Source organism: Klebsiella sp. K5-306 (assembly GCF_051835185.1).
Classification (GTDB): domain Bacteria; phylum Pseudomonadota; class Gammaproteobacteria; order Enterobacterales; family Enterobacteriaceae; genus Klebsiella; species Klebsiella oxytoca.
Genome location: NZ_JAIFJY010000002.1, coordinates 327363 through 352902 on the forward strand (window position 1 = coordinate 327363; position 25540 = coordinate 352902).

Consider the following 25540-nt stretch of genomic DNA (forward strand, 5'->3'; position numbering starts at 1 on the left):
ATTTATGTCCTTGCGTGCTTTAGCGACAGTCGTGGTAACGACGGTGATGATGCTTCCCCACGCGTGGGCCGATACGGCGTGGGAAAGTTATAAATCGCGTTTTATGATGCCGGACGGGCGTATTGTTGATACCGGTAACGGCAACGTCTCTCATACTGAAGGGCAGGGTTTTGCCATGCTGTTAGCGGTGGCCAACGACGATCGTCCCGCCTTTGACAAGCTCTGGCAGTGGACAGATAAAACCCTGCGCAACAAAGATAACGGGCTGTTTTACTGGCGCTATAACCCGGTGGCGCCCGATCCAGTGGCGGATAAAAATGACGCCACCGATGGCGATACCCTGATTGCCTGGGCACTGCTGCGCGCGCAGCAGCAGTGGCATGAAAAAACCTACGGTACCGCTTCGGATGCGATAACCGCTTCGCTGCTGAAGCATACGGTGGTGACCTTCGCCGACCGTCAGGTGATGCTCCCGGGCGCAAAGGGATTTTATCTCAACGACCATCTGAATCTGAATCCATCCTACTTTATCTTTCCCGCCTGGCAGGCCTTCGCGGCGCGTACTCATTTGACCGCCTGGCGAAAGCTGAAGAGTGATGCTCAGGCGCTGCTGGGGAAAATGGCGTGGGGGAAATCGCAGCTACCCAGCGACTGGGTCGCCTTAAGAGCGGACGGCAAGATGGAGCCGGCAAAAGAGTGGCCGACGCGGATGAGCTTCGATGCTATCCGCATTCCTATGTATGTCTACTGGGACGACCCGCAAAGCAGCCTGCTGACGCCGTGGAAAAACTGGTTTCAGCGCTATCCGCGTCTGCAGACGCCGGCCTGGATAAACGTCAATACCAATGAGGCCGCGCCGTGGTTTATGACCGGCGGGCTACTGGCGGTACGCGATTTAACCCTTGGTGAAGAGCAGGCCGAGCCGCAGATTAATTCCCAGGACGACTATTACTCCGCCAGCCTGAAGCTGCTGGTATGGCTGGCAAAGAAAGAACGGTCGTAAACTGTGGAATGCGCCTCGAATAACGCAGTCGAGCCGGGTGCTGAGATCTGAAGGGCGCCGTAGAATTGTGGGCAAGCCGGCTTGCCCGGTGAGGCGCAATGTTGCGGGGGCTTGAACCCCGGCGGCATCGATTGATAGGTTGCTGGAAAGAGAAAACCCCCGCACGTTGTTTGGTATCAACCTGGCAACGTCTCGGGGGCTAATCTCGAACCTCAACAATTCGAGGATAGCCGCGAACGGTTGCCATTGCAATAAGGCGGCTGTATGACGCTTGCTCAGTGGGGTCTGCTGCTGTGGGACGATCTGGCGGCTCCGGTCATTGCTGGCATTCTGGTCAGCATCATCGTGAGCTGGATGGATAATCGCAAGTAGACGACCGGTGGGCATCTGCCTGCCTTAGTGGCAGCATGCGCCCGAACGGGGCCGCAGGAGTAACATCCTGCGGCCTTTTTCGTTTTGTTGCAGCAACAAAACACTTTCCTGGAATGCGTCTCGCATGGTGCGTAATGGCGGAGTGCGGGTAGCCGATCGGGCCAGTAGAATCGTCGGCAAGCCGGGCTCGCCCGGTGAGGCGCAATGTTGCGGGGGCTTGAACCCCGGCGGCATCGATTGATGGGTTGCTGGAAAGAGAAAACCCCCGCACGTTGTTTGGTATCAACCTGGCAACGTCTCGGGGGCTAACCTCGCATCTAGACAATTCGAGGATAGCCGCGAACGGTTGCCATTGCAATAAGGCGGCTGTATGACGCTTGCTCAGTGGGGTCTGCTGCTGTGGGACGATCTGGCGGCTCCGGTCATTGCTGGCATTCTGGTCAGCATCATCGTGAGCTGGATGGATAATTGCAAGTAGACGACCGGTGGGCATCTGCCTGCCTTAGTGGCAGCATGCGCCCGAACGGGGCCGCAGGGGTAACATCCTGCGGCCTTTTTCGTTTTGTTGCAGCAACAAAACACTTTCCTGGTATGCGTCTCGCATGGTGCGTAATGGCGGAGTGCGGGTAGCCGATCGGGCCAGTAGAATCGTCGGCAAGCCGGGCTCGCCCGGTGAGGCGCAATGTTGCGGGGGCTTGAACCCCGGCGGCATCGATTGATGGGTTGCTGGAAAGAGAAAACCCCCGCACGTTGTTTGGTATAACCTGGCAACGTTTCGGGGGCTAATCTCGAACCTAGACAATTCGAGGATAGCCGCGAACGGTTGCCATTGCAATAAGGCGGCTGTATGACGCTCGCTCAGTGGGGTCTGCTGCTGTGGGACGATCTGGCGGCTCTGATCATTGCTGGCATTCTGGTCAGCATCATCGTGAGCTGGATGGATAATCGCAAGTAGACGACCGGTGGGCATCTGTCTGCCTAAGTGGCAGCATGCGCCCGAACGGGGCCGCAGGGGGAACATCCTGCGGCCTTTTTCGTTTTATTGCGGATAAGGTACCCAACTGCCGCCGTTCAACTGAACATACGGTTTACCCTGATACTGAATGACGATGGCGTTGGAGTTTTCCGACACCGCCGCGCTCTGCGGCAGGTTGGCAATGTACTGCTGCCAGTTGATGTCATTCTCATCAAACATCTTGCCGTCGAGGGCGCGAACCACCAGCTCAGAAACCGCCAGGTAGCTGCTTGGCTGGCTGATGATAATCGGCGCATCGGGATGTCTTGCCTTAATGCCGAAGAATTTCACCGCCGCCGGCACGTTGGTAATGGATGGGCTGGGAATATCGCGCAGACCGGAGACCTGCATTTTATCGCCTTTTAATGCCGCGCCGTGTTCAGGCACGACGATGACCATCACCTTGCGTCCCGATTTCTCCAGCTCAGTAAAGAAACTGTCCAGTTCGTCGAAGAACTTCTGCGCACGGGCTTTATAGTCCGCGGTTTTGCTCTGGCCCGGATAGTGGTTGCCGTCGTGCAGCGGCAGCGTGTTGTAGAAGGTCGCCGTGCGCGGCGTATTCAGTTTATCCAGCGACTGCAGCCAGCGGTTCAGCGTCGCCTGGTCATCATAGACCGGTGAGCCGTCAAAGCCCTGCAGAATGACCGGCAGGCCGCTTTGATCCATCAATGGGCTCTGGATACCGCCCAACGAACGAAGCTCTTTCAGGAAGTCGCCGAAGACACCGTTGTGACCGAGCATCAGCTGCTGGGTGAAGCCCAGCTTCGCCAGGTTTTCAAACAGATAGCATTCGCTGCCTGAGGGTTGATAAAGGTTGGCGTGAGAGAGCTGGCCGCAGCTGGCGCGCAGCAGACGCGCCGCTGCCGGCCCGCTGTAAGAGGTCGCCGAGTTAAAGTTTTTGAACAGCAGGTCAAAATGCTTCCACAGCGGATGCTCCATCAATCCCGCTGCTTCGATATCCGACCATGAGAGCGAGCAGATGTTGATGATCAAGACATCAAACGGCTGGGCATCGGCCGGGAGTGCATCAGGAAACGTGGTTTTGCGTTTCTGCTCAGAGGCGTAAAAGGTATTCAGCCAGTTGGTCAGATTGGCTGATGTCGGCGGCTCCGTTTGTGCAGGGATATCGTTATTCGCCGGGGCGGCGTTGGTCGCGACGATTGCCCCGCCACCGGTATTCGGCGCGTTATTCGCCGCCGCGGTCGTCGGCTGACCTGCCGGCCAAAGGGTAAACGAGGGCAGCAGCGGACTGGCGACCAGCCAGATCATAATTGCTGAGACAAATACCGTTACCCGTAGCCACTGGCTGATAAACAGCCACAGAACCAGCAGCACGAAGAACGCGCCAATCATATTCCAGTTAATAAAGCGGGTTACCAAATCCCAGATATAGTCGGCGCTGAAGCCGGCAATCTGCGAACCCTGGCTGACGATGCTTTCCGGGCCGGGCAGCCAGGTGTCGTGCCAGAACAGCATAAAGCCCAGCGGGATCGCTATCCAGTGGCGAATACGGTGCAGCTTATATTGCGGAATCGGCACCAGCAGAAAGGCCAGAAACACCAGGTTTAGCATGGGGTGAAAATTGAGGTATCCCGCCCATAGCAAGGCAAACTTCACCAGAAAGTAGAAGTTCCAGCCAGATAGGCCGCGCCAGTAGCGCCAGAGCGGAAGCGACGCTGAGGGGGTTTTAGGTTTGGTCATTTCGTTGATTTGCCTTGCCTGGATGCCGCTTCCCGGCGCAGCACGCCAGCCGGTTTGACATAACGGGGTTTAAAGAACATCAGTCTTAACGTGGTGCGAATTCGCCGCTGGTAGTGGCGCGTAAGGTAACCCAGCGGAAAGAACAGCAGGGCGCACAGGACGACCAGCTGAATAATATCGGCAATCGACATCATAAGGTTGGCTCCCCGTCGATGGACAGACGATGCGGCTCGGGGGTTCGCCGCCAGCTACGTCCGTCGTGGGTCGCGTTGATAGGCGTTTTTTTGGCAAGCGAAACAGGCAGCGGCGTATTCCAGTTCTCCGGCATAATCCCGCGCATCTGCAGGATTTCAGCCGCTATCTGCTTATCTTCAAACCAAATCATACGATTAGAGAAAATATCGCCGGTAGGTAAAGGGAAGATATGGTTTAACGCGGTGTCGAGGTCGTTCACCCGGCAAAATGACAGAAACAGCACCAGGCGATTATTACCGATGGTCATGATGTCGCCCATGCGATTAGGCTTACACAGCGTCAGCGCCTGCTCTACGCGCAGACCGGGCGCCGGGCGCAGCGCCACCATCACCCCTTTGCCGTCGGCGGGCAGCATGGTGTTGGCCATAATATTGTGCACCGCTTCGCAGAAGGCATCCCACTTCTGGTAGCCGCGCAGCTTCAGCGGCTGGCTCCAGTTCAGCAGAGTATTAAAATCCTCCGGAATATGGCGAGTAAACTGCTGTTTTTGAACGCTTTCTATAAGTGTGAGGCAGCGCGATAACGGTGCGCCGCTGGGAATAACCATATTGGCGCCGCTGCTCAGCAGCAGGCGTTCATCGGTGGCGCGCAGGCTTGGCGTTTGCTCGCGCACGACAATTTTCAGCGCGCTACCGCGCTGGCGGCGCAGGGTGTGGATATAGCGTCCCAGCTGTTCAATCTGTTCGTTCTGGGTAATGGAGAAAATCAGCGTCGCCGCCTGCGCCATTCTGCCGGCGTTGAAAACGGCGTCATTGGTTTCGAACAGCGTCCAGTATTCGGAAAGCGCGGGCGCCCCCTCCAGTACGCGCAGGTTGCTGAGGATGGTTTTCTCGTCGCTGCGCGGTTGTACCACCGTTTCCTCGTCCTGCGCCAACCGCCAGCCGTTTTCATCGTGTAAAACAATGAGCTGCTGCCGGGCGCTGATGCCCTTTTCGCTGCCCCACCAGGCAATATCGAACAGGTGGTTATCTCCCTGGTAACGTATACTTGCCAGTCCGGAAAGCGAGCGGTACTCGCGTAATAAAGGGGAAAGTTGCTTATCGATATCGTGCCCGGAATTAAGCACTAATAATGAACAACGATGATAATTAGTCCATCGATATGATTTCTCAACCCAATTGCATAATTGTTCGCTTTTAATATTCTGCCAGGCATTTTCAGCACATAGCAGAATAAACAAATAATTGCCAGGTTCGAGGGAACAGACTAAATCGCGGTGCATTTCTTCCAGCCCTTCAAAGCGGTTCGGCATGGTAAATAATGCGATTTTCTCAGGCCCGCGATCTTTTTCTAATTTTATGATTTCATTTGGGTTATCACCCATGGCTATCGTCGCAACGCGAGCCTGTTTATCCTGGGCCGCAAGCGTATGATTAAGCAAGCTTACCGCGTCCGCATGGCGGTCGACATTGAGCCACCACACGCCGCCAACGGGCATATGGCACACTTCGTCCCATAATGATGAAATACCCAAAGAATATACGATATCCACGGTGTCCCTCGTGAGACCTGTTTTACACTTGATTAGTTTACTAGCGAAAGCGACAGAGTAAACCTAACATTGAAATTAAAGGACATCAGTTTTAGCATGTAAACCTATTTTAAGGATGAACGAACGCCTCTCGGTATAATTTATTAATTTTTCCAACGGACAGAGAAATGCCAGCAAAAGAGCCTGCTGTACCCACCGATGCGACTTTGGGCTATACGTTTCAAAATGATTTCCTGGCGTTAAGCCGGGCATTTTCCCTGCCTGATATTGATTATCATGATATTTCCCGACGCGAGCAGTTAACCGCGGCGCTGAAACGCTGGCCGCTACTGGCTGAATTAGCAGAGAAAAAGTAAGGAAGCCATCGATGGCTATTCTGGGATTACAAGGCGTGCGCGGCGGCACCGGCACCACGTCGATCACCGCTGCGCTGGCCTGGGCGCTGCAATTACTCGGGGAAACCGTGCTGGTGGTGGACGCCAGCCCGGATAACATGCTGCGCTTCTTTTTCAACGTCGATTACCGCCACAACGCGGGCTGGGCGCGCGCCCTCATCGACGGGAACGACTGGCGAGACGCCGGGCTGCGCTACACCTCGCATATCGATCTGCTGCCCTTTGGCCAGCTAACGCCGGGCGAGCGCGAGAATATTGACCAGCTTCAGACGCCGCTGGCCCCGATGGCCGGGATGGTGCAGAAGCTCCATCAGCAGGGCGATCACCGCTGGCTGCTGATTGATCTGCCGGACGGGTTCTCACCGCTGACCCGCTCCCTGATTGACGTCTGCGATCGCACGCTGGTCGTGGTGCATCCGGACGGCAACAGCCATATTCGCCTGCATCAGCAGGCGCTGCCGGTCAATAGCGATATTTTGATTAACGATCTGCGCGTCGGCAGCCAGCTGCAGGAGGATCTCTATCAGCTGTGGCTGGAGAGCCAGCGCCGCATTCTGCCGGTGACTATTCATCGTGATGAAGCGATGGCGGAGTGTCTGGCGGCGAAGCAACCGCTCGGCGAATACCGCCAGGACTCGCTGGCGGCGGAAGAGATACTGACGCTGGCCAACTGGTGCCTGCTGCACTACGCCGGAAGGGGCGCGGAATGATTCGCCTGAGTACGCTACTGCTGGCGCCGCCGGTTGGAGAGCGGTTGAGCGAACGCTATCGCGATTATCGCCAGCACGGCGCGTCGCGGCTGGCGGCCGCGCTGGGCTGCTTGTGGGCATCTCTGGCATGGGCGTTGATGCCGCTGGAAACCCCGCGCTGGCAGGCAATTCGCGAACGTCATGGCGAGTTTTTTCCGCATATTAATCCGCATCGACCGCGCCCGCTGGACCCGATTCGCTATCTGCTGCAAGCCCTGTGGCTGCTGGTGACGCGGGTGCCGGAGCCGGATAAAAAGATCAACTGGCGTTCGCTGGCGGCGCTGGAAGGCGTGCAGGGGCGCTATGCGCAGTGGCTGGAAAAGCTACCGGAAAAGGTCAACGCCCGCACCGGTCATCTGGATAAGCATAAGGAGCTGGGGCATCTGCATCCAAAAGTGCGGCGGCTTCTCCTTGGCACGATAACCTTTTTCTCGCTGATCCTGGCGCTACTCTGTATTACCCAGCCGTTTAATCCGCTCTCGCAGTTTATTTTTCTGCTGCTGCTGTGGGGCGTGGCGCTGCTGGTACGGCGCATCCCCGGGCGCTTCTCGGCGCTGATGCTGATCGTGCTTTCGCTGACGGTCTCGTGCCGCTATATCTGGTGGCGCTACACCTCGACGCTAAACTGGGACGACCCCGTAAGCCTGGTGTGCGGGATCATCCTGCTGTTCGCAGAAACCTACGCCTGGGTGGTACTGGTGCTGGGCTATTTCCAGGTCGTCTGGCCGCTGAACCGCCAGCCGGTTCCGCTGCCGGAAGATATGGCGCAATGGCCGACGGTCGATATCTTCGTGCCGACTTATAACGAAGATCTCAACGTGGTGAAAAACACCATTTACGCCTCGCAGGGGATCGACTGGCCGAAGGACAAGCTTAATATCTGGATCCTTGATGACGGCGGGCGCGAAGAGTTCCGCCAGTTCGCCAAAGACGTTGGCGTGCATTACATCGCGCGCACCACGCACGAACACGCGAAAGCCGGGAATATCAACAATGCGCTGAAGTACGCCAAAGGTGAGTTTGTGTCGATTTTCGACTGCGACCACGTGCCGACCCGCTCGTTCCTGCAGATGACCATGGGCTGGTTCCTGAAGGAGAAAGAGCTGGCGATGATGCAGACGCCGCACCACTTCTTCTCTCCGGACCCGTTTGAACGTAACCTTGGGCGTTTTCGCAAAACGCCGAACGAAGGCACGCTGTTTTATGGCCTGGTGCAGGACGGCAACGACATGTGGGATGCCACCTTCTTCTGCGGCTCCTGTGCGGTGATCCGCCGCGGCCCGCTGGATGAAATCGGCGGCATTGCCGTGGAAACGGTCACCGAAGACGCCCACACCTCTTTGCGCCTGCATCGTCGCGGGCACACTTCGGCCTATATGCGTATTCCGCAGGCGGCCGGCCTGGCGACGGAGAGCCTGTCGGCGCATATCGGCCAGCGCATCCGCTGGGCGCGCGGGATGGTGCAGATATTCCGCCTTGATAACCCGTTGTTTGGTAAAGGGCTGAAGCTGGCGCAGCGCATCTGCTACGTCAACGCGATGCTGCACTTCCTGTCCGGTATTCCGCGGCTGATCTTCCTGACCGCGCCGCTGGCGTTTCTGCTCCTCCACGCCTATATCATCTATGCGCCGGCGCTGATGATCGCCCTGTTCGTGCTACCGCATATGATTCACGCCAGCCTGACTAACTCGAAGATTCAGGGTAAATACCGCCACTCTTTCTGGAGTGAGATCTATGAAACGGTACTGGCGTGGTATATCGCGCCGCCGACCGTTGTCGCGTTGATTAACCCGCATAAGGGCAAATTCAACGTGACGGCAAAAGGCGGCCTGGTGGAGGACGAGTACGTCGACTGGGTGATCTCGCGTCCCTATATCTACCTCGTGCTGCTGAACCTGGTCGGCGTTGGCGTGGGTATCTGGCGCTTTATGTACGGCCCGGAAAACGAAATTTTGACCGTCTGGGTCAGCATTATCTGGGTGTTCTATAACCTGATTATTCTCGGCGGCGCGGTGGCGGTATCGGTTGAAAGCAAGCAGGTGCGGCGCTCGCATCGCGTGGAGATGTCAATGCCGGCGGCGATTGCCCGCGAGGACGGGCACCTGTTCTCCTGTACCGTCCATGATTACTCCGACGGCGGCCTCGGCGTCAGAATTCACGGCGAGGCGCAGGTGCTGGAAAGCCAGCACGTTAAGCTGCTGCTGAAACGCGGGCAGCAGGAGTATGCCTTCCCGGTGCGGGTCGCGCGGGTCAACGGCAGTGAGGTTGGGCTACAGCTGCTGCCGCTAAGCAATCAACAACATATTGATTTTGTGCAGTGTACGTTTGCCCGCGCAGATACGTGGGCGCTTTGGCAGGATAGCTTCCCGGAAGATAAGCCGATGGAAAGCCTGCTGGACATCCTGAAGCTGGGGTTCCGTGGATATCGTCACCTGGCGGAGTTCTCCCCGCCGTCGGTGAAGGTTATTTTCCGCTCGCTCACCATGCTGGTGGCCTGGTTTGTTTCGTTTATTCCGCGCCGTCCGGAACGCGCTGCGGCGACACTCTCGGCAGAACCGGCGATGGCCCAACAATGATGATAATGCGATGAACAGAAAACTCTCTTTGATTTGTGCAGTAGCGGTGGGCATTGGCGGCTGGTCCTCCTTCGCGTCGTATGCGGAACCGACGGCGGCAACGGCAGCGGCGCAGACGACAACCGTGCCCGGTATTGCCGGCACGGTTGCGGACGGCCAGCCAACGGCGACCCTTGCCGATCCGGCGGCGCCGGTGGTGGTGCTCGATAACGCCCCGAGCCGCGACGTGAAGCTGACCTTCGCCAAAATCGCTCCGCCTCCCGGCAGCATGGTACTGCGCGGCGCGCGCCCCGAGGGTTCGGTCGAGTTCGGCATGCGCAGCGATGAGGTGGTGGCGAAAGCGTTGCTTAATCTCGACTACACCCCCTCTCCGTCACTGCTGCCAGTGCAGTCGCAGCTGAAGGTTTATCTTAATGATGAGCTGATGGGCGTTTTGCCGGTCACCAAAGAGCAGTTGGGCAAAAAAGTCAGCGCGCAGATCCCTATCGATCCTCTCTATATCACCGACTTTAACCGCGTGCGCCTTGAGTTCGTCGGCCACTATCGCGACGTCTGTGAAAACCCGGCCAGCAGTACCCTGTGGCTGGACGTCGGTCGCGAAAGCTATCTGGATTTAACCTATCAGTCGCTGAACGTGCGCAACGATCTTTCGCATTTTCCTGTGCCGTTCTACGATTCGCGTGATAACCGCCAGCTGACGCTACCGATGGTCTTTGCCTCCTCGCCGGGTGTTCTGCAGCAGCAGGCGGCGGCGATCGTTGCCTCCTGGTTCGGCAGCAAGGCGGGCTGGCGCGGTCAGCAGTTCCCGGTGCAGTTCAATGCGCTGCCGGACCGCAACGCCGTTGTTTTTGCGACCAACGATAAGCGCCCGGACTTCCTGCGCGAGCATCCACCGGTTAACGCGCCGACTATTGAAATGATCGACCATCCGGATAATCCGTACGTTAAGCTGCTGGTGGTCTTTGGGCGAGATGACAAAGACCTGCTGCAGGCGGCGAAGGGGATAGCGCAGGGCAATATTCTGTTCCGCGGCAGCAGCGTGACGGTTGACGATGTCAAACAACTGCAGGCGCGTAAACCGTACGATGCGCCAAACTGGGTGCGCACCGATCGCGCGGTGACCTTTGCCGAGCTGAAAACCTACGAACAGCAGCTGCAATCCAGCGGCCTGGTGCCGGATTCCATTAACGTCGCGCTGAACCTGCCGCCGGATCTCTACCTGCTGCGCGCCAACGGCATCGATATGAACCTGAACTATCGCTACACCATGCCGCCGATCAAGGACAGCTCGCGCATGGATATCAGCCTGAACGATCAGTTCTTACAGTCTTTCAGCCTCAACAGCTCGCAGGATGTGAATAAGCTGATTCTGCGCCTGCCGGTGCTGCAGGGGCTGCTGGATGGCAAAACGGAAGTGACAATCCCGGCGCTGCGCCTTGGGGCGATGAACCAGCTGCGCTTCGATTTTCAGTATATGAACCCGATGCCCGGCGGCTCTATCGATAACTGTATTACCTTCCAGCCGGTGCAGAATCATGTGGTGATTGGCGACGACTCGACCATCGACTTCTCGAAGTACTATCACTTTATGGCCATGCCGGATCTGCGCGTGTTTGCTAACGCGGGCTTCCCCTACAGCCGGATGGCCGATCTCTCTGATACCTTAGTCGTGGTGCCGAAAGCTCCGACCGAGGGTCAGGTGGCCACGCTGCTGGAAACGGCCGGCGGCATCGGCGCGCAAACCGGCCTGGCGGCGATTAACCTGCGCATGACCGATGACGGCAGCCAGATTAAGGACAAAGACGCCGACCTGCTGCTGATTGGCTCTATTCCGCAGGCGCTGAAGGACGAAACGAAAATTAACCTGCTGGTTGAAGCGACCAAAAGCTGGGTGAAAATGCCGATGCGCCATTACGACCTGGCGAGCATTTACCCCGATACCGAAGCCAGAACGCCGAATACCCGCACTGATATCACGTCATCCGGGCCGATGGCGGCGATAATCGGCTTCCAGTCGCCTTACAACGATCAACGCAGCGTCGTGGCGCTGCTGGCCGATAGCCCTCGCGGTAACGAATTGCTCACCCAGGCGCTTAACGATAGCGGTAAACGCGCGGCGATGTTTGGCTCCGTCTCGGTGATTCGCGAGTCGGGCGTCAACAGCCTGCGGGTAGGTGATGTTTACTATATCGGGCATCTGCCGTGGTTCGAACGCATCTGGTTTGCGCTCTCCAGCCATCCGGTACTGCTGGCGGTGCTGGCGGCATTAAGCATCGTACTACTGGCGTGGGTGCTGTGGCGCATGCTGCGTATTATCAGCCGCCGTCGCCTCCACCTTGATGATGAGTAGTTGCTGATGAACGCGGTACGTGCAGTGGTGTTGTCGATATGCATGCTGGCGGCGGCGCAGGCGAGCGCCGCCTGCCGGTGGCCGGCCTGGGAGCAGTTTAAACAAGAGTACGTCAGCGCCGAAGGGCGGGTTATCGACCCCAGCGATTCACGAAAAATCACCACCTCGGAAGGACAAAGCTACGGGCTGTTCTTTGCCCTGGCGGCCAACGACCGCGAAGGCTTCCGCAAGCTGTTCGAGTGGACGCAAAACAACCTTGCCGAGGGCGATCTGCGCGCGCATCTGCCGGGATGGCTGTGGGGGAAAAAGAGCGATGACGAATGGACGGTGCTCGATAACAACTCAGCCTCGGATTCCGACCTGTGGATAGCCTGGGCGCTGCTGGAGGCCGGACGACTGTGGGAAACGCCCCAGTATACGGAAGTCGGCAAAGCGCTGCTGGCGCGTATTGCTGATGAAGAAGTGGCTACCGTACCGGGGCTGGGGCCGATGATTTTGCCGGGGAGAGTCGGCTTCGTCGATGACGGCGGCTGGCGTTTTAATCCCAGCTATCTGCCGCCGCAGCTGGCGACCTACTTTGCGGCGTTTGGCGCTCCCTGGCCAAAGATACGCGACGGCAATCTGCGCCTGCTGCTGGAGACCGCGCCGAAAGGCTTTTCGCCTGACTGGGTCCGTTACGAAAAAGGCAAAGGCTGGCAGTTGAAGGCGGAGAAACCCATTATCGGCAGCTATGACGCCATTCGCGTCTATCTGTGGGCCGGTATGCTCGATGATGGCGATAAGCAAAAAGCCCGCCTGCTGACGCGCTTTAAACCGATGGCGGCCCGGACGGTAGAGCAGGGTGTGCCGCCGGAAAAAACCAACGTTGCGACCGGTAAAACCACCGGCAACGGTCCGGTGGGCTTCTCCGCGGCGCTACTGCCTTTCTTGCAGCATGAAGATGCCCGGGCCATTCAGCGGCAGCGCGTCGCCGACCACTATCCCGGCGCGGATGCTTACTACAGCACGGTCCTGACCCTTTTCGGCCAGGGATGGGATCAACACCGTTTTCGCTTCACTGCCGGTGGCGAATTACGGCCTGACTGGAACCAGGAATGCACAAGTTCTCATTAAGCTTATTCACGCTCTCCCTAAGCGTCGCGCTGATGCCGCTGGCTCACGCCGTGAACACGCCTGTTCAGGAGCATCTGCTGGAGCAGGTGCGCCTCGGCGAGGCCAGCAAACGAGAGGATTTGGTGCGTCAGTCGCTCTACCGCCTGGAATTGATCGATCCGAACAATCCGGACGTTGTCGCCGCGCGAGTGCGCTATCTTCTCCGTCAGGGCGATACGGCCGGGGCGCAGAAGCAGCTGGCGCGTCTGGCGAAGCTGGCGCCGGAATCGGCGGAGCTGAAAGCTTCGCGCGACGAGATGAAAAGCAGCACCGGCGATGGCCGCCAGGAGTTGCAGCAGGCGCGCCTGCTGGGCGTGGCCGGGAAAGTTGACGAGGCCATCGCCGCTTACGAGAAGTTGTTTAACGGCGTCCCGGATGATGATGAGGCGGCGATTGAGTACTGGACGCTGGTGGCGCGCCTGCCCGCCCGACATAACGAAGGCATCAATCAGCTGAAAAAACTCAACGCCCGCTTACCGGACAACGTCCAGCTGCAAACGGCGCTGGCGAAACAGATGTTTGGCGATAATAAGCCGGAAGAGGGATTTGCGTATCTTGAACAGATGTCGCGCTCGGCGGCGGGTCGTGGCATCGCAGCAGACATCTGGTTTAACGAAGTGAAAAGCATGCCGGTGAGCCGGGCCAGCGTACAGGCGCTACAGCGGTTTATCGTGCAATTCCCCACCGGTTCCACCTCGGCAAATGCCCGCGTTCTGCTCGATCAGCAGCAGACCCAGCTCAAAGATCCGACGTTCCGCGATCGCGCGGAGGGGCTGGCGGCGGTGAAGGCCGGGAAAGGTTCGGTGGCCGTGGCCGATTTACAACAGGCTGTCCGGGCGGATGCCAAAGACAGCGACGCGGTTGGCGCATTGGGGCAGGCGTACTCCCAGCGCGGCGATCGGGCGCGGGCGGTTGCTCAGTTGAGTAAAGCTATCAAAATGGCCCCGGATAGCCCGAGCCGCGATAAATGGGACAGCCTGCTCAAGACTAACCGCTACTGGCTGCTGATCAAGCAGGGCGATAGCGCTCTGAAAAGCGGCCAGCTGGCGCAAGCGCAAAATGCTTACGCTCAGGCGCAGCGGATAGACACTACCGATAGCTATGCGGTGCTGGGGCTGGGTGACGTGGCGGCGGCGCGTAAAGAAAACGCCGCGGCGGAGCGTTACTACCAGCGCGCGCTGCGAATGGATCGCGGCAATAGCCTGGCGGTACGCGGTCTGGCGAATCTGTATCGCGGCGAATCGCCGGAAAAAGCTAGCGCGTATATCGCCAGCCTGTCGCCGGCCCAGCGGCGCAGCATTGATGATATTGAACGTAGCCTGACGAACGAACGCCTGGAGAAACAGGCCGAAGCGCTGGAGAGCCAGGGGAACTGGGCGCAAGCGGCGGAAGTGCAGCGCCGTCGGCTGGCGCTGGATCCGGATAGCGTGTGGATAACCTACCGCCTGGCGCGGGATCTGGTCAGCGCGGGCAACCGCAGCGAGGCTGACGCGCTGATGCGCGCGATGGTCAACCGCCAGCCTGGCGATGCTGATCGGGTTTACGCCTACGGCCTCTATTTATCCGGTAATAATCAGGATGAGATGGCGCTGGCGCAGATAAACGCCCTGCCTCAAGGGCAGTGGACGGACAATATTCGCGAGCTGGAGGCGCGTCTGCAAAGCGACAGGATCTTGCGGCAGGCAAACCAGCTGCGCGATAGCGGCCAGGAGGCCCAGGCTATCGCGCTGATTAAACAGCAACCGACGTCGGTGCGCTACGCGCTCACGCTGGCGGACTGGGCGCAGCAGCGCGGCGACAGCCAGACTGCGATAGCGGAATATCAGCGGGTGCTTGGCCAGCAGCCGGATAACGGCGATGCGCGTCTGGGACTCGCGGAAGTGTATCTTGCCGACGGCGATAAGAATGCTGCCCGCGCTCAGGTGGCGCAGCTCAAGGGCGAAGACATCGATTCTATCAATATGCAGCGGCGTATTGCCCTCGCGCAGGCCGGTCTGGGCGATCGCGTTCAGGCGCAGCAAACCTTCGCCCGCATCGTGCCCCAGGCGAAAGCGCAGCCGCCGTCGATGGAAAGCGCGCTGGTGCTGCGCGACGCCGCGCGTTTCCAGGCGCAGAACGGCGAGCCGCAGCAGGCGCTGGAAGGTTATAAGGATGCCATGGTGGCCTCCGGGGTTACTCGCGAGCGCCCGCAGGATAACGACACCTTTACGCGCTTAACGCGTAACGACAGCAGCGATGACTGGCTCAAGCGCGGGATCCGCAGTGATGCCGCCGATCTTTATCGTCAGCAGGATCTTAACGTCACCCTCGAGCATGATTACTGGGGCTCCAGCGGTACCGGCGGCTATTCCGATCTGAAAGCGCATACCACCATGTTACACGTAGATGCCCCGCTGGCCGACGGGCGAATGTTCTTCCGTACCGATCTGGTTAATATGGATGCCGGGAGTTTTTCTACCAATAGCGACGGCAGCTATGCGCCGAGCTGGGGCACCTGCGGCGAAATCGCCTGTACCGGCGGCAGCAAACATCAGAGCGACAGCGGCGCCAGCGTAGCGGTGGGCTGGCAGAACGAGACCTGGAGCGGCGATATCGGCACCACGCCGATGGGCTTTAACGTCGTTGATGTGGTGGGCGGCCTGAGCTACAGCAGCGACGTTGGCCCGCTGGGCTACACCGTTAATCTTCATCGGCGACCCATCTCCAGCTCGCTGTTGGCCTTCGGCGGGCAGAAAGATAACCCTAACGGCGGCCATACTGGCAAGACCTGGGGCGGGGTGCGCGCCGACGGCGGCGGTGTGAGTCTGAGCTACGATAAAGGCGAGGCCAACGGGGTCTGGTCTTCGTTGGGCGTCGACCAGCTGACCGGGAAAAACGTTGCCGACAACTGGCGCGTGCGCTGGATGACCGGCTACTACTATAAAGCGATCAACGAAGATAACCGCCGGGTCACCGTCGGCCTGAACAATATGCTCTGGCACTACGATAAAGACCTGAGCGGCTATACCCTGGGTCAGGGGGGATATTACAGTCCGCAGGAATATGTCTCCTTCTCGGTACCTGTGACCTGGCGTCAGCGGACGGAGAACTGGTCATGGGAGCTGGGGGGCTCGGTGTCGTGGTCCCACTCGCGGACCAAAACCGAGGCGCGCTATCCGCTGCTCAATTTGATCCCCTCTCAGTATCGTCATGATGCCAGCCAGCTTACGGAAGAAGGCAGCAGCAGCTCTGGCGTCGGCTATACCGCGCGGGCGCTGATTGAACGACGGGTAACCAGCAACTGGTTTGTCGGGGCGGCGGTGGATATTCAGCAGGCGAAGGATTATACCCCGAGCCATGCGCTGCTGTACGTCCGCTATTCGGCTTCCGGCTGGCAGGGCGATATGGATATGCCGCCGCAACCGCTGGTCCCTTACGCCGACTGGTAGCAGATTAGGCTGAATTATGCGACAGGGCGTCACTCCACGGCGCTCTTCGCGTATACTCGTTGCCTCCGGCCATACAGCCCGATTTCCCCTCCGGTGGCGATTGTGAACCTTTAGCTCCGGTAAGCGCGGCGCCACTGGGGAGAGCTAGCGAAGCTGCATTGCGCGCTGTATCCCGGAGGCGGTGCCAGAGGCACCTTGTCCGGGCTACCGACCCGATGGCGGTGGTGAACTTGTCCCCCGGACGGTTTTGTCGTTTTGTAGCCCGGGTAAGGCGTCAGCCGCCGCCCGGGAATTGTCCCCGGGTCGCGCTATGCTTACACGTCTGTGCCGCCGCCGGGAAAGCCTCCCGATGGTATTGCTTCGCGCCTTGCGGGCGTGAGCGAACAATTTGAGTATATAATCAGCCTGAAAACGACCGGAGATGATGGATCTAAACCGGGTATGCGTTCAGTTTCAGTGGAGAACCCCGTTGCGCGTCAGCCGTTCACTTACAATTAAACAGATGGCAATGGTCGCGAGCGTGTCCATGGCGTTTGTACTCGTCTTCTGTTCTATTTTGCTGTTCCATTTCGTTCAGCAGAGTCGCTATACCACGGCCACGCAGTTAGAGAGCATTGCGCGTTCCGTCCGCGAACCGCTGTCAGCGGCTATTCTGAAAGCCGATATCCCGGAGGCGGAAGCTATTCTGAGCCGCATTCAGCCTGCTGGCATCGTCAGCCGGGCGGATGTTGTCCTGCCTAATCAGTTCCAGGCGCTGCGGATGCGCTTTATCCCCGAGCGTCCGGTGCCGGTAACCATCACCCGCATGTTTGAACTGCCGGTACAGATTTCGCTGCCTATCTACTCCCTTGAGCGGCCCGCTAACCCACAGCCGCTGGCCTATCTGGTGCTGCAAGCCGATTCATATCGCATGTATAAATTCGTGATGAGCGCCCTGGCAACATTAGTGACTGCTTACTTACTTTTGGTGCTGATGCTGACGGTAGCCATCACCTGGTGCATCAACCGTCTGATGGTACGACCGCTGCGTAAAATCGCCCGCGAGCTGAATGATGTCCCGCAGCAGGAGCGTCTTGGCCATCAGCTTTCTATACCGCGCTTACATCATGACGATGAAATCGGCATGCTGGTGCGCAGCTATAACCGTAACCAGCAGACTCTGCTGCGCCTGCACGATGAACTCTCTTTGCAATCGACCCGTTTCCCGGTATCCGAGCTGCCAAATAAAGCCTTTTTGATGGCGATGCTGGAGCAAACCGTCGCCCGTGCGCAGGCGTCTGCGCTGCTGATTGTCGCCTGCGAAACGCTGCAGGATACCGCTGGCGTACTCAAAGAGACGCAGCGCGAAATGCTGCTGTTGACGCTCGTTGAAAAGCTGCGGGCGGTTATCCCGACGCAGATGGTCCTGGCCCAGGTGAGCGGCTACGACTTTGCGATTCTGGCCCATGGAATTACCGAGCCCTGGCAGGCGGTGACGTTAAGTAAGCAAGTACTTACTGTCTTGAGCGAACGTTTACCGCTGCACGGTATCCAGCTGCGCCCCTGCGCCAGCGTCGGCATTGCGATGTTTAACGGCGAAATTAACGGCGAACAGCTCTATCGCCGGGCGTTTTCCGCCGCCGTTACCGCGCGGCGTAAAGGTAAAAATCAGATTGAGTTCTTCGATCCGGAACAGATGGAAAAAGCGCAGCGCCGCCTGATGGAAGAGCACGATATTTTAACGGCGCTTGATAATCAGCAGTTTGCCATCTGGCTGCAGCCGCAGGTGGATACTATCAGCGGCGAGGTCTGCGGTGCAGAAGCGCTGCTGCGTCAGCGTCAGGCTGACGGAAGCTGGTCGCTGCCGGGCGATCTGATTGAGCGTATCGAAGCCTGCGGGCTGATCGTCCCGGTCGGCTACTGGGTGATGGAAGAGGCCTGTCGACAGCTTGCCGCCTGGCAAAATCAGGGGATCATGTTGCCGCTATCGGTCAACGTGTCGCAGCTACAGCTGCTGCATCACGATCGCGGCGCGGAGATGCTGGCGCTGCTCGGGCGCTATCGTATCGCGCCGGGCACGCTGATCCTCGAAGTCACCGAAAGCCGTCGAATAGACGACCCGCAGGCCATGATTTCCCTGCTGCGTCCGCTGCGTGAAGCGGGCGTGCGGATCGCGCTGGACGACTTTGGTATGGGCTACGCCGGGCTGCGTCAACTGCAGCATATTAAATCGCTGCCGGTGGATATCCTGAAAATCGATAAAGTCTTTATCGATATGCTACCTGATGACATCAGCATGGTGCCCGCGATTATCCAGCTGGCGCGGGGGCTGAATCTGCACATCGTCGCGGAGGGCGTTGAAACCGATAAGCAGTATCGCTGGCTGCAGGAGGCGGGTGTCGAGACGGTGCAAGGTTATCTTTTTGGCTGCGCCATGCCGCCTGAGGCTTTTAAGGCCCGCTTTTTACCGGCTGTTGTTGAGGATGCAAGTTTGTAACAACATTGTTAGCTTATGCGAGTCAGTTCAAATAAATTAACAATTGCATTGCAATTTCATCACTCGTTATTTCTGAAATGTTTCATGGGTGTTATTTTTAAGCCACAGACGCAATACCCCCTCACAGTCTGTGGTTATATCCAAAGGACACCCTATGAAAATCTCTTTCTTTAAAAGCCTCTATGTCCAGGTTTTATCGGCCATAGCGATCGGTATTCTGCTGGGCCATTTTTACCCGGAGCTGGGTGCGCAGATGAAACCCCTCGGCGATGCCTTCGTTAAGCTGATTAAAATGATTATTGCCCCGGTTATCTTCTGTACCGTTGTGACGGGGATTGCCGGGATGGAGAGCATGAAGGCCGTCGGCCGCACCGGGGCGGTGGCGCTGCTCTATTTTGAAGTCGTGAGCACCATCGCGCTGATCATCGGTCTGATCATTGTTAACGTGGTGCAGCCCGGCGCGGGTATGAACGTTGACCCGGCCACCCTTGATGCGAAGGCCGTGGCGGTTTATGCCGAACAGGCGAAAGATCAGGGTATCGTGGCGTTCCTGCTCGATATTATCCCCGGCAGCGTGATTGGCGCGTTTGCCAGCGGCAACATTCTGCAGGTGCTGATGTTTGCCGTGCTGTTCGGTTTTGCGCTGCATCGTCTGGGCAGCAAAGGCCAGCTGATTTTTAACGTTATCGAAAGCTTCTCGCAGGTTATATTCGGCATCATCAATATGATCATGCGCCTGGCGCCGATTGGCGCATTCGGCGCCATGGCCTTTACTATCGGGAAATACGGCGTCGGTACGCTGGTGCAGCTTGGTCAGCTGATCGTCTGCTTCTACATCACCTGTATCCTGTTTGTCGTGGTGGTACTGGGCTCGATCGCCAAAGCCACCGGCTTCAGCATCTTTAAGTTCATCCGCTATATCCGCGAAGAGCTGCTGATCGTCCTGGGAACCTCTTCGTCCGAGTCGGCGCTGCCGCGGATGCTTGATAAGATGGAGAAGCTGGGCTGCCGTAAATCGGTGGTGGGGCTGGTGATCCCGACGGGGTACTCCTTTAACCTCGATGGCACCTCAATCTACCTGACGATGGCGGCGGTGTTTATCGCCCAGGCGACAAACAGCCATATGGATATTTTCCATCAGATTACCCTGCTGGTGGTGCTGCTGCTCTCCTCGAAAGGCGCGGCGGGCGTGACGGGCAGCGGCTTTATCGTCCTGGCGGCGACCATCTCCGCCGTCGGTCATTTGCCGGTCGCCGGTCTGGCGTTAATCCTTGGCATTGACCGCTTTATGTCCGAGGCGCGCGCGCTGACCAACCTGGTGGGTAACGGCGTAGCGACTATTGTGGTCGCGAAATGGGTTAAAGAGCTGGACTCACAGCAGCTCGATAATGTGCTGAATAACCGTACGCCGGTAGACAAATCGCACGAATTATCCTCATAAATCCATCTGTTAGGTCCATAGTCCCTTGCTGGACTATGGGCTCCTGCGCATAATTAGGGGTCGCTGCCGCATGCGCGGCGGTGACCCTTATGATTATTTCACGTCAACATGCGACATTTTCGTCTCCGTGTGGTCTAACCGACGTACTTAACTCACCATTTTTTCGGCGGCCCTCCCGTGGGCCGCTGTTGTAACCAGGATTGTTCATCAGGGGTTCACATGCAGGGCACAAAAATTCGACTCTTAACCGGTGGTTTGCTGATGTTGGCGACGGTCGGTTATGTGCAGGCAGAAGCGCTCCAGCCGGACCCGGCCTGGCAACAGGGCACACTGGCAAACGGGTTTCAGTGGCAGGTTTTAGCCACCCCGCAGCGTCCCAGCGATCGTATCGAAGTTCGCCTGTCCGTGAATATTGGCTCGCTGAGCGAAAGCACTCAGCAGAGCGGCTTTAGCCACTTTATCCCGCGCCTCGCGCTGACGCAAAACGGTGGCCTCCCGACCATGCAGGCCCGTTCGCTATGGCAGCAGAGTATTGACCCGAAACGTCCTCTGCCGCCCGCCATCGTCTCTTATGACTACAGTTTGTTTAACCTGAGCTTACCGAATAACCGTAACGACCTGCTGAAAGAGGCGCTGAGCTGGCTGGCGAGCGCCAGCGGTAAAATGTCGATCACTCCGGAAGCGGTCAACCATGCGCTGCAGGGCGAAGATATGGTGGTCACCTGGCCTGCGGATACTAAAGAGGGCTGGTGGCGTTATCGGCTGAAAGGCTCCACCATGCTGGGGCATGATCCGGCGGCGCCGCTGAAGCAGCCGGTGGATATTGCTCAGCTTAAAGACTATTACCACAAGTGGTACACGCCGGATGCCATGACCCTGATTGTGGTCGGCAACGTCGATAGCCGCAGCGTCGCGGAGCAAATTAACAAAACTTTCGGCGGCCTGAAGGGCAAGCGCGAAACGCCGGTGGCGGTTCCTACCCTGTCGCCGCTGCCGACGACGCCGGTCAGCATCATGACCGATGCAGTGCGCCAGGATAAGCTGTCGCTGATGTGGGATGCGCCGTGGCAGCCGATTCGCGACTCGGTCGCGCTGCAGCGCTACTGGCGAGATGACCTCGCCAGAGAAGCGCTGTTCTGGCACGTTCAGCAGAATCTGAGCAAAAGTAACATCAAGGATATCGGCCTGGGCTTTGACTGCCGCGTGCTTTACCAGCGCGCCCAGTGCGCGATCAATATCGAATCGCCGGGCGAGCGGCTGAACGCCAACTTAACGACCGTGGCGCGCGAGCTGGCGAAAGTGCGCGATAACGGTCTGCCGCAGGATGAGTTTGATGCCCTGATTGCGCAGAAAAACCTTGAACTGCAGAAGCTGTTTGCCACCTATGCCCGTACGGATACCTATCTTCTGATTAGCCAGCGGATGCGTTCGTTGCAAAATCAGGTGGTGGATATCGCTCCCGAGCAGTATCAGAAGCTGCGTCAGGAGTTCCTCAATTCGCTGACGGTTGACATGCTGAATCAGTACCTGCGTCAGCAGCTTTCGCAGGATATGGCGCTGGTGTTGCAGCAGCCGCAGGGCGAACCGGAGTACAACATGAAGGACCTGCAGGCGACGTGGGAAAAGCTGATGGCGCCAGCGCCAGCGGCCGCCGCGGCGTCGAACAGCGCCGGTGATGTTGCGCAAGGACGTAGCGAAGCGACGGATATCCCGCCTGCGCAGTAAAGCAAAACCGGATAGCGTGGCTATCCGGTGAGGTTTATGGCTTATCTGTTTTAACTATTGCTCGGGATTGGCCCGGTGATTTTCCTGGAGGCGGCGCTGGAGCGCCTTCTCCGGTCTACCGGCGTGCAGATGGCGGTAAACCCGTAGCCCGGCTAAGCGCAGCGCAAGCCGGGATTCTCGCCGGCGGGCGTAACTCCATCGAAATTACTGCGGCATCGCCTCGCGCGGGATAATCGCACCGCGATACTGAATCACCGTGCTGGCGGTCAGGTGGCCGCGTTTTGCCGCCGATTCGGCATCGCCGCCGGTCAGGCGCACGGCCAGATAGCCGGCGCTGAATGAATCGCCCGCTGCCGTGGTATCAACGACTTTCTCTTTTGCCAGCTTAACGGCCGGGACTTCCAGCTGCGGCTGTCCGGCAATCGCTACCAGGCAGGAGTCGGCGCCGCGCTTCACCACCACTTCTTCAACGCCAGCGGCGTGAGTGCGGGCAATCACCTCTGCCACCGGCTTCTCGCCCCACAGCGCGTCTTCGTCATCAAGGGTCAGGAACGCAATGTCGGTGCAGGCCAGCATCTGCTGATAAACCTGCTGCGTCTCTTCTTTACTGCTCCACAGGCGCGGACGATAGTTGTTATCAAAGATAACTTTACCGCCGTTTGCCCGGCATTCCCGCAGCAGGGTCAGCAGCTTCTCGCGGCTTGTCGGGCTCAGGATCGCCAGGCTGATGCCGCTGAGGTAAAGATAATCATAGGTCGCCAGCTCTTCGCAGATGGCTGCAGACTGCTCGCTCTCCAGCCAGAACTTCGCTGCGGCTTCATTACGCCAGTAGTAAAACGTACGCTCGCCGGTATCGTCAGTTTCGATGTAGTAGAGGCCCGGTAAACGGTCGGCCATGCGCTGAATCAGGTCCGTCTGGACATTCTCACTCTGCCAGGATTCGAGCATCTGCTGGCTGAAGGTGTCCGTGCCCAGGGCGGTAACATAGTGTACGCCCAGCTCGCTGGCGTCGGTCTGGCGGGCAATGTAGACGGAAGTGTTTAAGGTGTCGCCGCCAAAGCCGCGATTTACCGCCGCGCCTTTCTCTGACAGCTCAATCATGCATTCGCCAATGACGGCAATTTTCTTAGACATAGTGATGACCTGAAATTAAATCAATATTAACCCTAGTGTGCGCTGGGCCGCTTTTATGGTCAATGATATTAAAACAACGTTCCATTATTTTTTTGACCTGACGCGGATTATGTGACGAAAAGCGCATTTGGCAGAGCACCTGACGTTTCTCAACTATATTCATGACTGACGAGACGCAAAAGGAGTGCAGAAGGGATGACCAGAACCCGTAAAACCGTGGCTATTATCCTTGGAACGATAGTCGTACTGATCGTTCTGTTTTTTATTGTGGTGGCGACCTTTGACTGGAATCGCCTGAAGCCGACGATTAATCAGAAAGTGTCGGCCGAGCTGAACCGTCCGTTTGCGATTCGCGGCGATCTGGGCGTCGTGTGGGAGCGCCAGCCCGGCGAAAGAGGCTGGCGAAGCTGGATACCCTGGCCGCACGTGCATGCCGAAGATATTATCCTCGGCAACCCGCCTGACATCCCGCAGGTCACCATGGTTCACCTGCCGCGCGTTGAGGCGACCCTCGCCCCGCTGGCGCTGCTCAGCAAAACGGTCTATCTACCGTGGATTAAGCTTGAACAGCCGGACGCGCGATTGATTCGACTGTCGGAGAAGAGCAACAACTGGACTTTCGACCTGGCTTCGGCGGGAGCGTCTGAGAAAGATGCGGCGCCTTCCAGCTGGTCTTTCCGACTCGACAATATTCTTTTCGATCGCGGCAAGATTGCTATCGATGACAAGGTATCGCGCGCCGATGTGACGATCGTGGTTGATCCGCTCGGTAAACCGCTGGCGTTTAGTGAAGTGACCGGCGAAAAAGGGAAAGGAGCGTCGCAGAAAGTGGGCGATTACGTCTTCGGCCTGCAGGCGAAAGGGAGCTACAACGGGCAGCCGCTCTCCGGTAACGGCAAAATCGGCGGCATGCTGGCGCTGCGCAGCGAAGGGACGCCGTTCCCGCTGCAGGGGGATTTTCGTTCCGGCAATACCCGGGTCGCTTTTACCGGCACGGTCAGCGATCCGCTCAATCTCGGCGGCGTCGATCTGCGCCTCAAGTTTTCCGGTGATTCGCTGGGCGATCTCTACGATCTGACCGGCGTACTGCTGCCGGATACGCCGACTTTCTCTACCGACGGCCATCTGCGCGCCACCTTTAAGGAGAAAAACGGTTCACGCTTCGCCTATCAGGATTTCAATGGCCGTATTGGCGAGAGCGATATCCACGGGTCGCTGATCTACACCACCGGTAAACCCCGGCCTAAGCTGGAGGGCGATCTGGAGTCCAGGCAGCTACGGCTGGCGGATCTGGGGCCGCTGATTGGCGTCGATTCCGGCGGCAAAGGCAGCCAGACTGAACGGCGTAAAGGTGAAGCTTCTCCGCAGCCAGCCGGAAAAGTGTTGCCGTATGACCGCTTTGAAACCGACAAGTGGCAGGTAATGGATGCCGATGTGCGCTTCAAAGGACGGCGGATTGAGCACGGCAGCACGCTACCCATCAGCGACCTTTCTACGCACATCATCCTGCAGCGAGGCGACCTGCGCCTGCAGCCGCTGCGTCTGGGGCTGGCTAACGGTACCCTCGCCGGCAGCATTCATCTTGAAGGGGATAAAAAACCGCTGCAGGGGACGGCCAACCTGCAGGCGCGCCGCCTGAAGCTCAAAGCGCTGATGCCAAACGTGGAGATGATGCAGAAAACGCTCGGCGAAATGAACGGCGATGTTGAGCTTCGCGGCACCGGTAACTCCGTCGCCGCGCTGCTGGGCAACAGTAACGGTAACCTGAAGCTGCTGATGAACGACGGGCTGATTAGCCGTAACCTGATGGAGATCCTCGGCCTGAACGTCGGTAACTTTATTATCGGCCAGATCTTTGGCGATGATGAGGTGCGGGTGAACTGCGCGGCGGCGAATATCGACGTGGTCAACGGCGTCGCCCGGCCGCAGGTGTTCGCGTTTGATACCGAAAACGCGCTGATCAACGTGACCGGGACCGCCAGCTTTGCGTCGGAGCAGCTGGACCTCACTATCGATCCGGAGAGTAAGGGCTTTCGTATTATCACCCTGCGCTCCCCGCTGTACGTTCGCGGCAGCTTTAAGTCGCCGAATGCGGGCGTGAAGGCGGGGCCGCTGATTGCCCGCGGCGCGGTAGCGGCAGCGCTGGCGACGCTGGTGACGCCGGCAGCAGCGCTGCTGGCGCTGATATCACCTGCCGAAGGCGAGGCGAACCAGTGTCGGGCAATCTTGTCGCAGATGAAAAAATAGTCGGGAAGAAGACTCCCCTGGCCGGATGG

At 58.2% G+C, this 25540-nt stretch carries 18 protein-coding genes; 14 read left to right on the forward strand and 4 right to left on the reverse strand.

The window, feature by feature from the left end; all coding sequences use genetic code 11:
* Window positions 1-4 precede the first annotated feature (4 nt).
* The 4 genes from K2184_RS05280 to K2184_RS05295 all read left to right on the forward strand — a co-directional run bounded on the left by K2184_RS05280 (window position 5) and on the right by K2184_RS05295 (window position 2330).
* A complete protein-coding gene (locus K2184_RS05280) occupies window positions 5-1003 on the forward strand; it encodes a glycosyl hydrolase family 8 (protein WP_016807736.1) in 999 nt (332 codons plus the stop codon).
* A gap of 264 nt (window positions 1004-1267) precedes the next feature.
* Complete coding sequence (locus tag K2184_RS05285) at window positions 1268-1375, forward strand: type I toxin-antitoxin system toxin Ldr family protein (protein ID WP_004116246.1); 108 nt, start codon at window positions 1268-1270, stop codon at window positions 1373-1375.
* 370 nt (window positions 1376-1745) lie between these two features.
* On the forward strand, window positions 1746-1853 hold the full coding sequence (locus K2184_RS05290; RefSeq protein ID WP_196552792.1) for a type I toxin-antitoxin system toxin Ldr family protein: 108 nt from the start codon (window positions 1746-1748) through the stop codon (window positions 1851-1853).
* A gap of 369 nt (window positions 1854-2222) precedes the next feature.
* Entirely contained in the window at window positions 2223-2330 is a 108-nt protein-coding gene (locus tag K2184_RS05295) for a type I toxin-antitoxin system toxin Ldr family protein (RefSeq protein WP_004106717.1), read from the forward strand.
* A gap of 84 nt (window positions 2331-2414) precedes the next feature.
* On the opposite strand, the gene bcsG is transcribed toward K2184_RS05295, so the two are convergent.
* The 3 genes from bcsG to bcsE are packed head-to-tail and all read right to left on the reverse strand — an operon-like array spanning window position 2415 to window position 5838.
* On the reverse strand, window positions 2415-4091 hold the full coding sequence (gene bcsG / locus K2184_RS05300) for a cellulose biosynthesis protein BcsG (protein WP_004106716.1): 1677 nt from the start codon (window positions 4089-4091) through the stop codon (window positions 2415-2417).
* Window positions 4088-4285 (reverse strand): cellulose biosynthesis protein BcsF, encoded by a 198-nt coding sequence (gene bcsF / locus K2184_RS05305; protein WP_004106715.1) that lies wholly within the window; start codon window positions 4283-4285, stop codon window positions 4088-4090. Before bcsF ends, bcsG begins: the two co-directional genes overlap by 4 nt.
* On the reverse strand, window positions 4282-5838 hold the full coding sequence (gene bcsE / locus K2184_RS05310; RefSeq protein WP_004106714.1) for a cellulose biosynthesis protein BcsE: 1557 nt from the start codon (window positions 5836-5838) through the stop codon (window positions 4282-4284). The genes bcsF and bcsE overlap by 4 nt, the downstream gene beginning before the upstream one ends.
* 167 nt (window positions 5839-6005) lie before the next feature.
* Here bcsE and bcsR point away from each other — a divergent pair, with 167 nt between their 5' ends.
* The 9 genes from bcsR to K2184_RS05355 all read left to right on the forward strand — a co-directional run bounded on the left by bcsR (window position 6006) and on the right by K2184_RS05355 (window position 22130).
* Entirely contained in the window at window positions 6006-6194 is a 189-nt protein-coding gene (gene bcsR, locus K2184_RS05315) for a cellulose biosynthesis protein BcsR (RefSeq protein ID WP_004106713.1), read from the forward strand.
* Window positions 6195-6205: 11 nt separating this feature from the next.
* The gene (bcsQ, locus tag K2184_RS05320; RefSeq protein ID WP_004106711.1) at window positions 6206-6943 is read left to right on the forward strand and encodes a cellulose biosynthesis protein BcsQ; all 738 of its coding nucleotides are present in this window, start codon (window positions 6206-6208) and stop codon (window positions 6941-6943) included.
* A complete protein-coding gene (gene bcsA, locus K2184_RS05325) occupies window positions 6940-9558 on the forward strand; it encodes a UDP-forming cellulose synthase catalytic subunit (protein WP_017145271.1) in 2619 nt (872 codons plus the stop codon). Before bcsQ ends, bcsA begins: the two co-directional genes overlap by 4 nt.
* Before the next feature lie 10 nt (window positions 9559-9568).
* Window positions 9569-11908, forward strand: a complete 2340-nt coding sequence (gene bcsB, locus K2184_RS05330) for a cellulose biosynthesis cyclic di-GMP-binding regulatory protein BcsB (protein ID WP_023321744.1) — start codon at window positions 9569-9571, stop codon at window positions 11906-11908.
* A 6-nt stretch (window positions 11909-11914) separates the two neighbouring features.
* Window positions 11915-13021: a cellulose synthase complex periplasmic endoglucanase BcsZ gene (gene bcsZ, locus K2184_RS05335; RefSeq protein ID WP_049591481.1), complete on the forward strand. Its 1107-nt coding sequence runs from the start codon at window positions 11915-11917 to the stop codon at window positions 13019-13021.
* Entirely contained in the window at window positions 13003-16488 is a 3486-nt protein-coding gene (gene bcsC, locus K2184_RS05340; protein ID WP_163525733.1) for a cellulose synthase complex outer membrane protein BcsC, read from the forward strand. The genes bcsZ and bcsC overlap by 19 nt, the downstream gene beginning before the upstream one ends.
* A gap of 469 nt (window positions 16489-16957) precedes the next feature.
* On the forward strand, window positions 16958-18964 hold the full coding sequence (gene hmsP, locus K2184_RS05345; RefSeq protein WP_049591482.1) for a biofilm formation regulator HmsP: 2007 nt from the start codon (window positions 16958-16960) through the stop codon (window positions 18962-18964).
* A 154-nt stretch (window positions 18965-19118) separates the two neighbouring features.
* Window positions 19119-20405, forward strand: coding sequence for a dicarboxylate/amino acid:cation symporter (locus tag K2184_RS05350; protein ID WP_016807550.1), 1287 nt, complete (start codon window positions 19119-19121; stop codon window positions 20403-20405).
* A gap of 219 nt (window positions 20406-20624) precedes the next feature.
* Entirely contained in the window at window positions 20625-22130 is a 1506-nt protein-coding gene (locus tag K2184_RS05355) for a M16 family metallopeptidase (RefSeq protein WP_004106697.1), read from the forward strand.
* Window positions 22131-22334: 204 nt separating this feature from the next.
* On the opposite strand, the gene K2184_RS05360 is transcribed toward K2184_RS05355, so the two are convergent.
* The gene (locus tag K2184_RS05360; RefSeq protein ID WP_004106695.1) at window positions 22335-23264 is read right to left on the reverse strand and encodes a sugar kinase; all 930 of its coding nucleotides are present in this window, start codon (window positions 23262-23264) and stop codon (window positions 22335-22337) included.
* A gap of 195 nt (window positions 23265-23459) precedes the next feature.
* On the opposite strand from K2184_RS05360, the gene K2184_RS05365 reads away from it, so the two are divergent.
* Window positions 23460-25511: an AsmA family protein gene (locus K2184_RS05365; protein ID WP_004106693.1), complete on the forward strand. Its 2052-nt coding sequence runs from the start codon at window positions 23460-23462 to the stop codon at window positions 25509-25511.
* The last annotated feature ends 29 nt before the right edge of the window (window positions 25512-25540 follow it).

Coding starts and splice junctions, on each gene's coding strand:
- K2184_RS05280 (WP_016807736.1), top strand. CDS start 5: ATGTCCTTGCGTGCTTTAGCGACAGTCGTGGTAACGACGGTGATGATG.
- K2184_RS05285 (WP_004116246.1), top strand. CDS start 1,268: ATGACGCTTGCTCAGTGGGGTCTGCTGCTGTGGGACGATCTGGCGGCT.
- K2184_RS05290 (WP_196552792.1), top strand. CDS start 1,746: ATGACGCTTGCTCAGTGGGGTCTGCTGCTGTGGGACGATCTGGCGGCT.
- K2184_RS05295 (WP_004106717.1), top strand. CDS start 2,223: ATGACGCTCGCTCAGTGGGGTCTGCTGCTGTGGGACGATCTGGCGGCT.
- bcsG (WP_004106716.1), bottom strand. CDS start 4,091: ATGACCAAACCTAAAACCCCCTCAGCGTCGCTTCCGCTCTGGCGCTAC.
- bcsF (WP_004106715.1), bottom strand. CDS start 4,285: ATGATGTCGATTGCCGATATTATTCAGCTGGTCGTCCTGTGCGCCCTG.
- bcsR (WP_004106713.1), top strand. CDS start 6,006: ATGCCAGCAAAAGAGCCTGCTGTACCCACCGATGCGACTTTGGGCTAT.
- bcsQ (WP_004106711.1), top strand. CDS start 6,206: ATGGCTATTCTGGGATTACAAGGCGTGCGCGGCGGCACCGGCACCACG.
- bcsA (WP_017145271.1), top strand. CDS start 6,940: ATGATTCGCCTGAGTACGCTACTGCTGGCGCCGCCGGTTGGAGAGCGG.
- bcsB (WP_023321744.1), top strand. CDS start 9,569: ATGAACAGAAAACTCTCTTTGATTTGTGCAGTAGCGGTGGGCATTGGC.
- bcsZ (WP_049591481.1), top strand. CDS start 11,915: ATGAACGCGGTACGTGCAGTGGTGTTGTCGATATGCATGCTGGCGGCG.
- bcsC (WP_163525733.1), top strand. CDS start 13,003: ATGCACAAGTTCTCATTAAGCTTATTCACGCTCTCCCTAAGCGTCGCG.
- K2184_RS05350 (WP_016807550.1), top strand. CDS start 19,119: ATGAAAATCTCTTTCTTTAAAAGCCTCTATGTCCAGGTTTTATCGGCC.
- K2184_RS05355 (WP_004106697.1), top strand. CDS start 20,625: ATGCAGGGCACAAAAATTCGACTCTTAACCGGTGGTTTGCTGATGTTG.
- K2184_RS05360 (WP_004106695.1), bottom strand. CDS start 23,264: ATGTCTAAGAAAATTGCCGTCATTGGCGAATGCATGATTGAGCTGTCA.
- K2184_RS05365 (WP_004106693.1), top strand. CDS start 23,460: ATGACCAGAACCCGTAAAACCGTGGCTATTATCCTTGGAACGATAGTC.